This is a genomic window from Jannaschia halovivens (genome assembly GCF_046452375.1).
Classification (GTDB): Bacteria; Pseudomonadota; Alphaproteobacteria; order Rhodobacterales; family Rhodobacteraceae; genus Jannaschia; species Jannaschia halovivens.
The window spans coordinates 2510909-2523251 of the sequence record NZ_JBKFDJ010000001.1 but is presented as its reverse complement, the minus strand read 5'-3'; the positions used below and the strand labels follow the sequence as shown (position 1 = coordinate 2523251).

11 protein-coding genes are annotated in these 12343 nt (G+C 69.7%); 3 read left to right on the top strand and 8 right to left on the bottom strand.

The features are described 5' to 3' along the window. Positions 1 to 5: 5 nt before the first annotated feature. Entirely contained in the window at positions 6 to 890 is an 885-nt protein-coding gene (locus ACK8OR_RS12760) for a sugar kinase (protein WP_410189760.1), read from the top strand. Here the strand turns inward: ACK8OR_RS12760 and ACK8OR_RS12755 are convergent. From ACK8OR_RS12755 to ACK8OR_RS12735, 5 genes are read right to left on the bottom strand one after another with little or no spacing between them, the layout of a single operon-like run. Then, on the bottom strand, positions 887 to 2164 hold the full coding sequence (locus ACK8OR_RS12755; protein WP_410189759.1) for an amidohydrolase family protein: 1278 nt from the start codon (positions 2162 to 2164) through the stop codon (positions 887 to 889). The genes ACK8OR_RS12760 and ACK8OR_RS12755 overlap by 4 nt on opposite strands. Then, positions 2164 to 3108 (bottom strand): ABC transporter permease, encoded by a 945-nt coding sequence (locus ACK8OR_RS12750; RefSeq protein WP_410189904.1) that lies wholly within the window; start codon positions 3106 to 3108, stop codon positions 2164 to 2166. Before ACK8OR_RS12750 ends, ACK8OR_RS12755 begins: the two co-directional genes overlap by 1 nt. After that, positions 3108 to 4157 (bottom strand): ABC transporter permease, encoded by a 1050-nt coding sequence (locus ACK8OR_RS12745; protein WP_410189758.1) that lies wholly within the window; start codon positions 4155 to 4157, stop codon positions 3108 to 3110. Before ACK8OR_RS12745 ends, ACK8OR_RS12750 begins: the two co-directional genes overlap by 1 nt. After that, a complete protein-coding gene (locus ACK8OR_RS12740) occupies positions 4147 to 5682 on the bottom strand; it encodes an ABC transporter ATP-binding protein (protein WP_410189757.1) in 1536 nt (511 codons plus the stop codon). The genes ACK8OR_RS12745 and ACK8OR_RS12740 overlap by 11 nt, the downstream gene beginning before the upstream one ends. A gap of 1 nt (position 5683) precedes the next feature. Next, the gene (locus ACK8OR_RS12735) at positions 5684 to 6706 is read right to left on the bottom strand and encodes a BMP family protein (protein ID WP_410189756.1); all 1023 of its coding nucleotides are present in this window, start codon (positions 6704 to 6706) and stop codon (positions 5684 to 5686) included. A 145-nt stretch (positions 6707 to 6851) separates the two neighbouring features. Between ACK8OR_RS12735 and ACK8OR_RS12730 the strand changes: the two genes are divergently transcribed. Both ACK8OR_RS12730 and ggt read left to right on the top strand, forming a co-directional pair. Then, the gene (locus tag ACK8OR_RS12730) at positions 6852 to 8114 is read left to right on the top strand and encodes an MFS transporter (protein ID WP_410189755.1); all 1263 of its coding nucleotides are present in this window, start codon (positions 6852 to 6854) and stop codon (positions 8112 to 8114) included. 45 nt (positions 8115 to 8159) lie between these two features. Beyond that, positions 8160 to 9893 carry a gamma-glutamyltransferase gene (ggt, locus tag ACK8OR_RS12725; protein ID WP_410189754.1) on the top strand — a complete coding sequence of 578 codons (1734 nt, stop codon included), beginning with the start codon at positions 8160 to 8162 and terminating at the stop codon, positions 9891 to 9893. Between the two features lie 3 nt (positions 9894 to 9896). Here ggt and ACK8OR_RS12720 read toward each other — a convergent pair whose 3' ends face one another. The 3 genes from ACK8OR_RS12720 to ACK8OR_RS12710 all read right to left on the bottom strand — a co-directional run bounded on the left by ACK8OR_RS12720 (position 9897) and on the right by ACK8OR_RS12710 (position 12334). After that, positions 9897 to 10382 (bottom strand): hypothetical protein, encoded by a 486-nt coding sequence (locus tag ACK8OR_RS12720; protein ID WP_410189753.1) that lies wholly within the window; start codon positions 10380 to 10382, stop codon positions 9897 to 9899. 91 nt (positions 10383 to 10473) lie between these two features. Beyond that, a complete protein-coding gene (locus ACK8OR_RS12715) occupies positions 10474 to 10950 on the bottom strand; it encodes an RNA pyrophosphohydrolase (RefSeq protein ID WP_410189752.1) in 477 nt (158 codons plus the stop codon). A 40-nt stretch (positions 10951 to 10990) separates the two neighbouring features. Then, entirely contained in the window at positions 10991 to 12334 is a 1344-nt protein-coding gene (locus ACK8OR_RS12710; protein WP_410189751.1) for a S41 family peptidase, read from the bottom strand. Positions 12335 to 12343 lie beyond the last annotated feature (9 nt).

Genomic DNA, 12343 nt, shown 5'->3' with positions numbered 1-12343 from the left:
GCGGGATGCGGGTCGTATCGGTGGGCGAATGCATGGTCGAGCTGGCACCGGCGGAGGGCGGTCTGCTGCGCCCCAGCTTCGCGGGGGACACGTTCAATACGGCCTGGTATCTGGCGCGGCTGCGGCCGGGGTGGACGGTCGACTATGCCACGCGCGTCGGCACGGACGCGCTGTCGGACCGGATGGTCGCGGCGATGGCGGCGGCGGGGATCGGGACGGCGCATGTCGTGCGCGACCCGGCGCGGACGGTCGGGCTCTACCTAATCGAACTCGAGGATGGCGAGCGGAGCTTTTCCTACTGGCGCGGGCAGTCGGCGGCACGGCGGCTCGCCGAGGGCGACGCGCTGGCCGAGGCATTCACGAACGCCGATCTCATCTACCTCTCGGGGATCACGCTGGGCATCCTCGACGCGCCGGGGCGCGCGGCGCTGATGGACCGGCTGGACGCGGCACGGGCGGCGGGCGCGCAGGTGGCGTTCGATCCGAACCTGCGGCCCCGCCTCTGGCCCGACGGCGCCGCGATGTGTTCTGCCGTCATGACGGCTGCGGCGCGCGCGGACATCATACTGCCGTCGCACGAGGACGAGGCGACCTGGTTCGGCGATGCCAATCCCCGGGAGACCTTGGACCGCTATCGCGCGGCCGGGGCGGCGATCGTTGCGGTCAAGGACGGGCCGGGCCGGGTGATCTGTGCCACGCCGGACGGCCTCGCGCATCACGACCCGGCGCCGGTACCGCACGTGGTCGACTCGACTGCCGCCGGCGACAGCTGGAACGCCGGGTTCCTCGCCGCGCAGATGGACGGTGCGGACCCCGAGGCGGCACTCCGCACGGGCTGCGAGCTCTCGGCGAAGGTGATCGGCGGGAGGGGGGCGCTGATGCCGGTCTAGACGCTCCGGTGGCGGCGGCGCACCGAGCCGGGACGCCCGGGCAGGTCGAGCTCCGCATCGTCCCGCGCACCGCGTGCGACGACCTTGCCCTTCGAGACCACCGCGAGCCGCCTGGCCCTGAGGCGCAGCGCCTCGACCGGATCGCCCGCATCCAGCACGACGAGCGAGGCCATGTCACCGACCGCCAGGCCATAGCCGTCGAGCCCGAGGATGCGCGCATTGCCCTCCGTCACCATGTCGAAGCAGCGGCGCATCTCGGACGGGTGGGTCATCTGCGCGACATGCATCCCCATGAAGGCCACGTCGAGCATGTCGGCGGTGCCCAGCGGATACCACGGGTCGAGGACGCAATCCTGTCCCCAGCCGACCTCGATCCCGGCGGTCAGCAGCTCCTTCACGCGGGTCAGGCCACGGCGCTTGGGGTAGGTGTCGTGCCGTCCCTGGATCGTGATGTTGATCAGCGGGTTGGGGATCGCCGCGACCCCAGCCTCCGCCATCAGCGGGATGAGCTTCGAGACGTAGTAATTGTCCATCGAATGCATGGACGTCAGGTGCGAGCCCGCGACGCGACCCCCGAGGCCCAGCCGCGTCGTCTCGGCGGCCAGCGTCTCGATATGGCGCGACATGGGATCGTCGGTCTCGTCGCAATGCATGTCGACGGGCAAGCCCCGCTCGGCGGCCAGTTCGCAGAGCGCGGTGACCGAACGCGCGCCTTCGGCCATCGTGCGCTCGAAATGCGGGATGCCGCCGACGATGTCGACGCCCATGTCCAGCGCGCGCACGGTGTTGTCCCATGCGGTCGGGTCGCGAAACACGCCGTCCTGCGGGAAGGCCACGAGTTGCAGGTCGAGATAGGGCTTCACCGTCTCGCGGACATCGAGCAGCGCCTCGACCCCGAGCAGACGGTCGTCGCAGGTATCGACATGGCTGCGGATCGCCAGAAGACCCATCGAGACGGCCCAGTCGCAATAGGCCAGCGCGCGGTCGCGAACTTCGCCTTGGGTCATCACCTGCTTGAGCTCACCCCAGAGGCCGATCCCCTCGAGCAGCGTGCCGGAGGCATTCACGCGCGGGATGCCGTAGCTCAGCGTGGCGTCCATATGGAAATGCGGATCGACGAAGGGCGGAGACACGAGGTCGCCCGTCGCGTCGATCACCTCGCCCGCCTCGGCGTCGAGCCGCGCCTCGACGGCGGCGATCCGGTCGCCCCGGATGCCGATATCCGCGGCGCGCCCGTCGGGCAGCGTGCCACCCTTCACGATCAGATCGAACATCAGCGCTCCCCCCGGTTGAACGGCACCATCAGGGCCGCGGGCACCTGCGCGCGGCGCGACATGACCACGAGGGCCAGGATGGACAGGATATAGGGCGCCATCAGGAAGACCTGATACGGAATGTCGGCCCCGAGCGGCGTCTGCTGGAGGCGGATCTGCAATGCGTCGAACGCCGCGAACAGGATCGCGCCCAGCAGCGTCTTGCCGGGCTTCCATGCGCCGAACACGACCAGCGCGATGCAGATCCAGCCGCGCCCGTTCACCATCTCGAAGAAGAAGCTGTCGAAGGCCGACATGGTCAGGAACGCCCCGCCGACTGCCATCAGGCCCGACCCGACGATCACCGCCCCCATTCGAAGGACCGTGACCGAGAGGCCCTGCGCCGCGACCGCCGCCGGGTTCTCGCCCGCCGCGCGGACCGCGAGCCCCAGCGGCGTGCGGAACAGCACCAGCGCCACGAGCGCGGCGGTGGCGAAGGCGGCATAGGTGAGCGGTGTCTGCGTGAAGAGCGCCTCGCCGAGGATCGGGATCTCCGACAGGCCGGGCACGGGCCAGGGCTGGAACGCCTCGATCTTGGGCGGGCTCGTCACCTCGGGCAGGGCCAGGCGATAGGCGTAATAGGTCGCCGAGGTCGCCAGGAGCGTGATCCCGAGGCCCACGACGTGTTGCGACAGGCCGAAGGGCACCGTCAGGACGCTGTGCAGGAGGCCAAACGTCATCCCCGCCAGAAGTGCCACGCCGACCCCGGCCCAGAGGCCCGTGCCCGCATAGACCGCCATCCAGCCCGCGAAGGCGCCGGTGACCATGATCCCCTCAATCCCGAGGTTCAGGACGCCCGCCCGCTCGCAGATCAATTCGCCCATCGCCGCGAAGATCAGCGGGGAGGCGATGCGGATCGCGGCGGCCCAGAAGCTGGCCGAAAGGAGGATTTCGACGATCTCCATCATCCGCGCCGCATCCGGAACCGCGTCAGCAGGATGGCCAGCACCATCGAGAGGAGCGCGGTCGCCAGCAGGATATCGGCCAGATAGGTCGGGACGCCCGCCGCGCGGGACATGCTGTCGGCGCCGACGAAGATGCCCGCGACGAAGATCGCGGCGACGACCACGCCCAACGGATTGAGAAGCGCCAGCATCGCGACGATGATGCCGGTGTAGCCGAAGCCCGGTGACAGATCCAAGGTCAGCGACCCCTTCGCCCCCGCCACCTCCGAGAAGCCCGCGAGTGCGGCGAGCCCGCCCGACAGGACCGCCGTCCGAACCAAGGTCGCGCGGACCGGAATGCCCGCGAATTGTGCCGCTTCGACGTTCAGCCCGACGGCGCGCATCTCGTAGCCCCAGATGGTGCGCGTCTGGATCACCCAGACCACGCCCGCCGCGATCAGTCCCAGTCCGAACCCCCAATGAAGCCGCAGGCCTTCGGCGATCCGGGGCAGCCGGGCCTCGGGGACCAGCGCCGCCGATTTCGGCCAGCCGAGGCCCATCGGGTCCTTCAGCGGCCCTTCGAGCAGCATCGAGACGAAGAGGAGGACCACGAAGTTCAACAGGAGCGTCGTGACCACCTCGTCCACGCCGAAGCGCGTCTTGAGGTAGGTCGGAACCAGCAGGGCGACCGCCCCGCAGACGATCGCGGCCAGCGCCAGCACCGGAAGCAGCGTCGCGCCGGGCCAGCCCAGCGCGCCGGTCCCGAGAACGACCGTCGCCACCGCCCCGAGATAGAGCTGCGCCTCGGCCCCGATATTCCAGAGCTTGGCGCGGAACGCGACCGCGACGGCGAGCCCGGTGAAGATCAGCGGCGTCGCACGGTTCAGCGTCTCGAGCAGGGCGAATTTCGATCCGACCGCGCCCTCGACGATCAGGCCCGCCACCGCCAGCGGCGCGGCCCCCGCCAAGGCCGCGAGCCCGGTCGCGAAGAGCGCGGTCAGCACCAGGGCCAGCGCGGGCAACCCGACCGTGCGGAGCGCGGTGGGGGCGGCGATGGGTTCAAGCCGCATGATCGAACCCCTGCCCGGCCATCCAGCCGCCGAGTTCGGCGGGCGTCATCGTCCCGCGTTCGAACGGGGGCGACAGGCGGCCCCGGCTGATGACGTGGATCACGTCCGACAGCGCCACGATCTCGTCGAGATCCTCGGAGATCAGAAGGACGCCCGCGCCCCGGTCGCGTGCGGCCAGAAGCTGTTCGTGGACATATGTCAGCGCCCCGATATCGAGGCCGCGCACCGGCTGGTTCGCGACGATCAGGTCGGGCGTGGTCTCGAGCACGCGTCCGAGGATCAGCTTTTGCATGTTCCCCCCCGACAGCAGGCGAATGCGCGTGTCCGGTCCGGGGCAGCGCACGTCGTAGCCGTCGATGATGCGGCGCGCGAAGGCGGCGGCCGCGCCCCGGTTCAGCCAGCCGCCCCGGCTCATGGGAGGGCGGGCATAGAGTTCGAGCATCGCGTTCTCGGTCAGGTCCATGTCGGCGACGGTGCCGGTGCGGTGGCGATCCTCGGGGATGCGCGCGACCCCCGCATTGACGGCCGCGCGGGGCGACCAGTCGGCGGGAACGTCGCCCTTAAGCGCGAACCGACCCGCGATCGGCGCGACGAGCCCGCCCAGAAGATCGGCCAGCGCCGCCTGCCCGTTGCCCGAGACCCCTGCAATCCCGACGATCTGGCCACGCCGGATCGCCATCGTCGCGGACCGGAGGCCGGGGGCGAGCCCGGTGCGAGGGGTGTCGACCTCCCGAAGTTCGGCCACCGCGTCGCCGGGGGCCTGCGGGCGGACCGTGGGGGCGGGGATCTCGGTCCCGACCATCAGGCGGGCCATCTCCTCGCGGGAGGTGTCGGCGGTCGCGGCCTCGGCCACGACGCGGCCATGGCGGAGCACCACGACCCGGTCCGAGATCGCCGCCACCTCGTGGAGCTTGTGGCTGATGAAGATGACCGACAAGCCGTCCGCGACGGCATGGCGCATCGTCGCGAAGAGGTCCTCGGTTTCCTGAGGGGTCAGCACCGCCGTCGGTTCGTCCAGGATCAGGATGCGCGCGTCGCGGTAGAGCGCCTTCAGGATCTCGACCCGTTGACGTTCGCCGACTGTCAGCGGCCCGACCAGCGCGTCGGGATCGACCGCCAGCCCGTAATCCCGCGCCAAATCCGCGATCCGCGCCCGCGCGGCCCGCCGCCCCGAGCCCGGCGACCAGAGCGGCCGCGTACCCAGCGCGATGTTGTCCAGCACCGTGAGGTTCCCCGCCAGCGTGAAATGCTGATGCACCATGCCGACACCTGCACGCAGGGCGGCACCCGGGCTCCCCTCCGGCAGGCGTTGGCCCATCACCTCGATCGTCCCCGCATCGGGCGTGTACTGCCCGAAGAGGATGTTCATCAGCGTCGTCTTGCCCGCGCCGTTCTCGCCCAGCAGCGCCACGACCTCACCGCGTCGCAGGGTGAAACCGACGCCGTCATTGGCCGTGACCGGCCCGAACCGCTTGGTGATGCCCTCGAGGCGGAGGACGACCTCCGCCTCGCCGTCCCCCGTCACGTCAGGAGGACTTCGGCTCGTCGTCGTTGATCTCGACCGAGAATTCGCCCGCCCGGATCGCGGCCTCGCGCTCGGCCACGAGGTCCAGCGCCTCCTGCGGCACGCGGCCTTCGAACGTGCCCAGCGGCGCAAGGCTCGATCCGCCTCGATCCATGAAGCTGAACCGGCCGTAATCGGCGGCGGTGAACTCGCCCGCCTTCACCGCGGCGATGGCCGCGTCCAGCGTCGGCTCGAAATGCCAGATCGCGCTGGCGACCACGGTGTCGGGATAGTCTCCTTGGGTGTCGATCACGTTGCCGATGGCCAGAACGTCCCGCTCGGCGGCGGCATCCGACACGCCGAAGCGCTCGGCATACATCACGTCGGCGCCGTTCTCGATCATCGCGAAGGCCGTCTCCTTGGCCTTGGGCGGATCGAACCACGAGCCGATGAAGCTGACCTGGAAGGTCGCCTCGGGCGAGGTCTCGCGGACGCCGGCCATGAAGGCGTGCATCAGGCGGTTGACCTCAGGAATGGGGAAGCCGCCGACCATGCCGATATTCCCGCTCTCGGTCATGGACCCCGCGATGATCCCCGAGAGATAGGCCGCGTCCTGGATGTAATTGTCGAAGACCGCGAAGTTCGGCAGGCCCGCATCTTCCTTGAAGGACGAGCCCATCAGGAAGGCGGTGTCGGGATATTCGGCGGCGACCTCGCGCGCCTCGGCCTCGGCGCCGAACACCTCGCCCACGATCATGTCGACCCCGGATTCGGCATATTCGCGCATCACGCGGGGGTAGTCGGTGTTGGCGACGTTCTCGGTGAAGCTGTACTCGATATCGCCCCGCGCCTGCGCCGTCTCGGCGGCCTGATGGATGCGGCTGACCCATTGCTGCTCGACCGGCACGGTGTAGATCCCAGCGACCTTCAGTGGCGCGTGGCCGTCGGAGCGAACCATTCGGGGCAGCAGCGCTGCGCCGCCGAGCGTCGCGACCGATCCCAGGAGGCGTCGACGGGACAGGGTGAGCGTGGTGAAACGGGACATGGCAGACCTCCTTGAAAAGACGTGGCCGAGCGTCGGCGCGGCGACCGGGGGTGTCAAGCGCGCGCGGCGCTCGCGTCAGCCGATCTGATGCGTGCCCAAGATTTCCCGCGTTGACGCTTCGGCCTGCCGGATGAAACTGCACCCCATGTCCGAACCGTCCGCCACCGCGCCGCGCCAGAACCTCGTCACCCCCGTCCTCGTGTCGGGCTGCATCGTCCTGATGATCGGCTTCGCGATCCGATCGAGCTTCGGCGTCTTCCAGATCCCCATCGCGGCCGAGTTCGGCTGGCCCCGGGCCGAGTTCAGCCTCGCCATCGCGATCCAGAACCTCGCCTGGGGGATCGGCCAGCCGATCTTCGGTGCGCTGGCCGATCGCTTCGGAGACCGGAAGGCGATCGTCGCGGGCGTGATCTGTTACGCGGCGGGGCTCGTGCTGTCGTCATTCGCGGTGACGCCGGGGGCGCATCAACTGCTGGAAATCCTCGTGGGTTTCGGCATCGCGGGAATGGGCTTCGGCGTGATCCTCGCGGTCGTGGGACGCGCCGCCTCGGACGAGAACCGCTCGATGGCGCTGGGCATCGCGACCGCCGCCGGATCGCTGGGACAGGTCTTCGGCCCGCCGATCGCCGAATGGCTGCTGGGGAGCTTTTCCTGGCAAGAGGTCTTCCTGATCTTCGCGGGCGTCATCGGGCTCGCGCTCTTCGCACTCCCGACGATGCGGGCGCCGGTCGTCCCGAAGGCCGCGCTCGAGGAATCGATGGGCGCGATCCTGACCAAGGCCGTCCGCGATCCGTCCTACGCGCTGATCTTCGTGGGCTTCTTCTCCTGCGGCTACCAGCTCGGCTTCATCACGGCGCATTTCCCGGCCTTCGTCACCGAGATGTGCGGCCCGATCGACCCCGGCTCGACGCTGCATTCGATGGGCATCACGACGACTTCGGCGCTGGGTGCCGTCGCGATCTCGCTCATCGGGCTCGCGAATATCGCGGGCACGCTCTACGCGGGATGGCTGGGTCAGCGCTTCAGTCGCAAGAAGCTGCTGGCGGGCATCTATCTCGGCCGTACGGTGGTGGCCGCGCTCTTCATCCTGCTGCCGATCACGCCGCTTTCGGTTGTGCTCTTCTCGGTCGCGATGGGGTCGCTCTGGCTTGCCACGGTGCCGCTGACCTCTGGCCTCGTCGCGCATATCTACGGACTGCGCTACATGGGCACGCTTTACGGGCTGGTCTTCTTCTCGCACCAGCTCGGCAGCTTTCTCGGCGTCTGGCTGGGCGGCGCGCTCTACGATTCCACGGGCAGCTACGTCGCGGTCTGGTGGGTCGGGGTGGGAGTCGGACTGCTTTCGGCGATCGTCCATCTGCCGGTCAACGAAACGCCGCTCACGCGCCGCAAGGTTGCCGCAGCGTAAATCCGTGTCATCCTGTCCGGAATCAACCCCGACAGGAGACACGCCATGCGGACCGCCCTCGCCCTACTGCTTCTGACGACGCCCGCCTTCGCGCAGGAGGCGGCCGATGCCGTGGCGCCCGAGGCCGCCACCGGCCTCGCCCCCGAGGTGGCCGCGCCCGTCACCTCGACCGACTGGATGGTTACGGCGGCCAATCCGCTGGCCGCCGAGGCCGGCGCCCAGGTCCTCCGCGACGGGGGCAGCGCCGCGGACGCGATGGTCGCCGTCCAGGCCGTCCTCGGCCTCGTCGAGCCGCAGTCTTCGGGCCTCGGCGGCGGCGCGTTCCTCGTCTGGTACGACGCCGCGACCGGCGAGACGACGACGCTCGACGGCCGCGAGACCGCGCCGATGGCCGCGACGCCGACCCTGTTCCAGACCGAGAACGGCGAGCCGATGGGCTTCTTCGATGCCGTGGTCGGCGGCCTTTCGGTCGGAACGCCCGGCACGCCCATGCTGATGGAGGAGGCGCATCGCCGCTGGGGCCGCGCAAGCTGGAGCGGGCTTTTCGACGATGCTATCGAGTTGGCCGATGACGGCTTCGCCGTCTCGCTGCGGCTGGCCGAACTGGTGACCGGCGACGCCGAACGCCTCGCCGTGGCACCGGCCACCGCCGCCTACTTCCTGCCGAACGGCAGCCCGCTCCAGAAGGGCGAGACGCTGCGCAACCCGGCCTATGCCGCGACGCTGCGAGCGTTGGCCGCCGAGGGAACCGACGCGTTCTATTCGGGCGAAGTTGCCGAGGGTATCGTGGCCACCGTGCGGGATGCGGCCCAGCCCGGCGTCCTGACGATGGACGATCTGGCTGCCTACGACGTGGTCGAGCGCCCGGCCGTCTGTGCGCCCTATCACGGCACGCAGGTCTGCGGCATGGGCCCGCCCTCGTCCGGGGCGCTGACCGTCGGTCAGATCCTCGCGATGCTGGAATATCACGACATCGCCGCCATGGGCCCCGACGATCCGGAGGTCTGGCGGCTGATCGGCGACGCGTCGCGCCTCGCCTTCGCGGATCGCGGTCGCTACATGGCCGACAGCGATTTCGTCCCCATGCCCAAGCTTTTGGACGGGGCCTATCTGCGCGACCGCGCCATGCTTCTGAGCGGCGACGACGCCCTGCCCGAGGTCTCGGCCGGGTCGCCGCCCTGGGACCACGCGGCGCTGGACTTCGCCGATGACGTGTCGCTGGAGCTGCCCTCGACCTCGCATATCTCGATCGTGGACGGGGACGGCAACGCGCTCTCGATGACGACGACCATCGAGAACGGCTTCGGCTCCCGGCTGATGACGCCGGGCGGGTTCCTTCTGAACAACGAGCTGACCGACTTCAGCTTCCGGACCCATTCGGACGGCGTGCCCATCGCCAACCGGGTCGAGCCGGGCAAGCGCCCCCGCTCTTCCATGTCGCCGACCATCGTGCTGCGCGACGGGGCGCCCGTGATGGTCGTCGGCTCGCCCGGCGGCAGCCGGATCATCGGATACGTCGCCAAGACCATCGTCGCGCATCTCGACTGGGGCATGGACATCCAGCAGGCCGTCGCCCTGCCGCATCTGGTCAACCGGTTCGGGACCTACGATCTCGAGGAGGGCACCGCCGCCGAGGGACTGGGCGAGGCGCTGACGGCGATGGGCTTCGAGACCAATGTGCGTGGCCTGACCTCGGGGCTGCACGTCATCTCGATCGACGGCGACACCCTGAGCGGCGGGGCCGATCCCCGGCGCGAGGGCGTCGCCATCGGCGAGTAGCCGTCAGGGTCGGTCGGTCGCCTCGCAGGGCTCGCCCCGGATGCAGGCCATCGCCTGCTTCAGCGCCTCGGGCGAGGCCTGGAGCAGGTCGCGCGGGCACGGCCCCTCGGTGATGAGGTTGCCATCCTCGGTACGCTCCACGAAGGCGAGCACCCGGTCCAGCGGCACGCCCCCGCACCAGGCGGCGACACATTCGACCTTGAGCGTCACCGGGAAGTCGGCGGGCGTGTCGAACCCGGTGGCCGAGGCGAGCTGGCCCTGGAACCGGGCCTGAAGTTCGTAGCCCTGCCGCTGGTTCGGGTCGTCGGGCTGTTCGGGGATCGTCTGGCCGGGCAGGACGCGGATGCGCCCGACGGCCAACGTGTACTGCGCCTCGGACTGGTCGGCATGCTGGAAGCTCGACTGGACGGTCGGGCGCAGGCAGGACAGCGCCATGGCGGGCTGGGCCACGGCGAGGGTCAGGGCGGCGAGAAGGGCGGTGCGGATCATGGCGCGGCTCCGTTGCGGGTCTGGGCCGAAAGGTGGGACGGCCGCCGCAGCCCGGCAAGCCGTATCCGATAGCGCGGTCGCCCCGAGCGGATCAGCGCAGGTCGAACCCGTCGAGCACCCGGCCGTAGAGGTCGCGCTTGAACGGCACGATCGCGGCCAGCAGGTCCGCCGGCGTCATCCACCGCCAGCGCGCGAACTCGCGCTCATGGACGTCGAGATCGACGGCGTCGTCCGGCCCGTCGTAGCGGAACCGGAACCAGTGCTGCGCCTGCCCCCGGTAGCGCCCCTTCCAGAGCGTCGGCACAAGGTGGTGCGGAAGGTCATAGGCGAGCGGCTCGGGCAGGCGGGCCAGTTCGGTCACGGCCTCGGCCACGAGACCCGTCTCCTCGTGAAGCTCGCGCAGGGCCGCCGCCTCGGGCGCCTCGCCGGGATCGATCCCGCCCTGCGGCATCTGCCAGGCGCCCGGCGTGTCCAGACGCTCGCCCGCCCAGATCAGGCCCGCGGCGTTGGTCAGGCAGACGCCCGCGCAGGGGCGGTAGGGCAGCTTGGCGATCTCTTCGGGGGTCATGGCGCGGATGGGGCGGACCGCGACAGCCCGCCCCCGATCGTCACTGGCCGGCCAGCTCGATGGCCGACAGACCCTTCAGGATGTCGATCGCATAGGCCATCTGGTAATCCTCGTCGCGCAGTTCGGCGACGGCACGCGCCTCCTCCTGCTCGAGCCGGATCTGCTCCTGCTGGTCCTCGGTCAGGCTGTCATTGTCGAGCGACCCGCGCAGACCGGCCTCGGAGCGGTTGGGACGATCGTTGTCCTCTTCCTCCTCCTCGGCATTGGGGTCGGGACGGGGCTGGACGACGACGATGTCGGGCGAGATGCCCAGCGCCTGGATCGAGCGGCCCGAGGGCGTGTAGTAGCGCGAGGTCGTCAGGCGGATGGCGCCATCGCCCTGCACCGGCATGATCGTCTGGACCGACCCCTTGCCGAAGGATTTGGTGCCGACGACCACGGCACGGCGGTGATCCTGCAGCGCGCCCGCGACGATCTCGGAGGCCGAGGCAGACCCGCCGTTGATCAGGACGACCATCGGCTTCCCCTCGGCGATGTCGCCGGCACGCGCGTTGAACCGATCGCCCGCATCCGCCTCGCGCGAGCGGGTCGAGACGATCTCGCCCTGCTCGAGAAACGCGTCGGCCAGCGCCACGCCCGCCGTCAGAAGCCCGCCGGGATTGTTGCGCAGGTCGAGCACGATGCCATTGACGTCGTCGAGGCCGCCGCCGATCTCGGCCAGCACCTCGTCGAGGCCCGCGCGGACGTTCGGCAGGGTCTGATCGTTGAAGGTCGAGACGCGGACGACGATCGTGTCGCCTTCCTGGCGGACGCGCGCAGCGGTCAGCTTGATGGTGTCGCGCGTGATCGTGATGTCGAGCGGCTCCTCGAGCCCCTCGCGCACGATGGTCACGATGATGTCCGACCCGACCGGCCCGCGCATCAGGTCGACCGCCTCTTCCAGCGTGAGGCCGAGGATGTTCTCGCCATCGACCGCAGTGATGAAGTCGCCCGCCTCGACACCCGCCTCGTAGGCCGGGGTGCCGTCCATGGGCGTGATGACCTTCACGTAGCCCTCTTCCTGCGTGACTTCGATCCCGAGGCCGCCGAACTCGCCGCGCGTGTCGGTCTGCATGTCTTCGAAATCGCGTGGCGGCAGGTAGGACGAATGCGGATCGAGCGAGGTCAGCATCCCGTTGATGGCGGCCTCGATCAGCTCGCCCTCGTCGACCTCTTCGACATACTGGTTGCGGATGCGCTCGAAGACGATGCCGAACAGGTCGAGCTGTTCGTAAACGCTCGCCTCGTTGACGTTCTCCTGGGCCAGAAGGGGGCCGGCGATCTGCGTCGTGGCGAGGATGCCGGACACCATGCCGACGGCTGCGGCCATCGCGGTCTTTCTCATTTTCAATCC

Excerpts from the sequence above, each read along its gene's own strand:
- ACK8OR_RS12715 (WP_410189752.1), bottom strand. The coding sequence starts at position 10,950 with ATGACCCCCGAAGAGATCGCCAAGCTGCCCTACCGCCCCTGCGCGGGC.
- ACK8OR_RS12720 (WP_410189753.1), bottom strand. The coding sequence starts at position 10,382 with ATGATCCGCACCGCCCTTCTCGCCGCCCTGACCCTCGCCGTGGCCCAG.
- ACK8OR_RS12750 (WP_410189904.1), bottom strand. The coding sequence starts at position 3,108 with ATGGAGATCGTCGAAATCCTCCTTTCGGCCAGCTTCTGGGCCGCCGCG.
- ACK8OR_RS12760 (WP_410189760.1), top strand. The coding sequence starts at position 6 with ATGCGGGTCGTATCGGTGGGCGAATGCATGGTCGAGCTGGCACCGGCG.
- ACK8OR_RS12730 (WP_410189755.1), top strand. The coding sequence starts at position 6,852 with ATGTCCGAACCGTCCGCCACCGCGCCGCGCCAGAACCTCGTCACCCCC.
- ACK8OR_RS12755 (WP_410189759.1), bottom strand. The coding sequence starts at position 2,164 with ATGTTCGATCTGATCGTGAAGGGTGGCACGCTGCCCGACGGGCGCGCC.
- ACK8OR_RS12745 (WP_410189758.1), bottom strand. The coding sequence starts at position 4,157 with ATGCGGCTTGAACCCATCGCCGCCCCCACCGCGCTCCGCACGGTCGGG.
- ggt (WP_410189754.1), top strand. The coding sequence starts at position 8,160 with ATGCGGACCGCCCTCGCCCTACTGCTTCTGACGACGCCCGCCTTCGCG.
- ACK8OR_RS12710 (WP_410189751.1), bottom strand. The coding sequence starts at position 12,334 with ATGAGAAAGACCGCGATGGCCGCAGCCGTCGGCATGGTGTCCGGCATC.
- ACK8OR_RS12735 (WP_410189756.1), bottom strand. The coding sequence starts at position 6,706 with ATGTCCCGTTTCACCACGCTCACCCTGTCCCGTCGACGCCTCCTGGGA.